Source organism: Candidatus Acidiferrales bacterium, assembly GCA_035934015.1.
GTDB lineage: Bacteria > Acidobacteriota > Terriglobia > Acidiferrales > UBA7541 > DAHUXN01.
In genome coordinates this window covers 1-1,959 of record DASYYH010000025.1, presented here as the reverse complement: position 1 = coordinate 1,959, position 1,959 = coordinate 1, and the positions used below count along the sequence as shown (strand labels likewise).

Sequence of the window (1,959 nt, the reverse complement as noted above, 5' to 3'; positions counted from 1 at the left end):
TCTCGAAGTCGCTAAACCCGAGGTACACACCGACCACCGCGAGCAACTGCTGGGAAAAATCGCGAAAGCCGCGACGCTGACGGACATAATCCGCATCCGTGGCCGAGCTGATGCGGACGCCAAGCATATATTTCTTTACGAGGATGACGAGAAGATCCGGACGATTACGTGCGGGGAATTGCTGGATCGAGCCACTGCGGTAGCCACGGAGCTTGCGGCGCGCGGCGTGCGGCCGGGTAACACGGTCGCGATCATGCTCCCGACAAGCGCCGAATTCTTCTATACATTTGCCGGCATTCTGCTCGCCGGAGCTATCCCTGTTCCAATCTATCCGCCGTTTCGTGCGGACCGCATCGCGGAATATGCGGCGCGGCAGTCGGGCATATTGCGGAACGCGGAGGCTCGGTTGCTGGTCACGTTCCGTGAAGCGGAGGGCGTCGCGAAGCTCCTCGAGCCAAATGTATCTTCGCTCATCGGCGTCGTGACCGCCGATCAACTAGCGAGGTCAGAGGGTCGGGCTATCCCGCCTTCGACAGAGATTCGCCCCACAGAGAATCCGTCGCATCAAGCCCGCAGCTCCGAAATTGCATTCCTGCAATATACATCCGGCTCCACAGGGAATCCCAAAGGGGTGGTGCTGACGCACGCAAATCTCCTCGCCAATATTCGCTCCATGACGGAGGGCGTCGGAGTGCGCGCAGACGATGTCGCCGTCAGCTGGCTGCCCCTGTATCACGACATGGGCTTGATAGGCGCCTGGTTCGTGCCACTGGTAAACGCGATTCCACTCGTTCTGATGTCTCCGCTTGCATTCCTGACGCGACCGGAGCGATGGCTTCGAGCCATCCATCGCCATCGCGGCACACTCAGCCCCGCGCCAAATTTCGCTTATGAATTGTGCGTACGCAAGATCAATGAAAAGGAGATCGAGGGAGTTGATTTGAGTTCCTGGCGCGCGGCGCTGAACGGAGCCGAGCCTGTGCGCGCAGAAACAGTGGAACGCTTCACGCAAAAATTTGCGCCTTACGGATTCCGGCGCGGGGCGCTCATAGGGGTGTACGGGCTTGCCGAGTCGTCTCTAGGAGTCGCGGCGCCCCCGATGGGAAGCGGCACGAGAGTGGATCGCATCCAGCGAGAACCATTCGAAAGCCAGCGACGGGCAATTCCTGCAACTGCCGGGAAATCGTCCGAACTGGAGTTCGTCTCCGCGGGCAGACCGCTGCCCGGGATGGAAATCCGAATTGTGGATTCGGAGGGCAGCGAAACCGGCGAGCGCGTAGAAGGGAAACTGCTCTTTCGCGGAGCCTCAGCTACCAGCGGTTACTACCGCAATCCGGAAGCAACGCGGGAACTCGTGCGCGAAGACGGCTGGCTGGACTCAGGCGATCTTGCTTACGTCGCTGAAGGAGAACTTTTCATCACGGGTCGCGCCAAAGACATAATCATCAAAGGCGGCCGGAACCTTTATCCGCATGAAATCGAGGAGATCGCAGGGCGGGTCGCGGGAGTACACACTGGCTGCGTGGTTGCTTTCGGAGTGCCAGACGCGGCGAGCGGCACTGAGCGTCTTGTCGTGGCGGCGGAGGCTCGAGATCGAGGGGCGCACGACCGAATCGCCCAGGAAATTACGCGAACGGTGAGCGACGCACTGGGACTTCCCCCCGACATTGTCGAGATTCTGCCCATCCACGCCATTCCCAAGACTTCAAGCGGCAAACTGCGGCGCAGCGAAACGCGAAGACTTTATCTGGAAGGAAAATTGAACGTGGAGCCGCCGCCAGTGTGGCTCCAAATCGGCAAGCTTGCGGCGAGTACGGCTCTGCCGCGCGCACTCTCGGCGTTGCGAAGATTTGTGAGACAAACGGGACAGGTAGTGTACGGAACCGCCGCACTGGCTATGTTTGCAGTAGCGGCCCTGCTCGTTTGGATCTGGCTTCTTCCAGTCAGAAGCCCTCAATT

At 59.9% G+C, this 1,959-nt stretch carries 1 protein-coding gene; it reads left to right on the top strand.

Annotated features, from left to right (window positions below):
• On the top strand, nucleotides 1-1,959 hold a 1,959-nt coding region (locus VGR81_12270), incomplete at both ends, for a fatty acyl-AMP ligase (GenBank protein HEV2289718.1).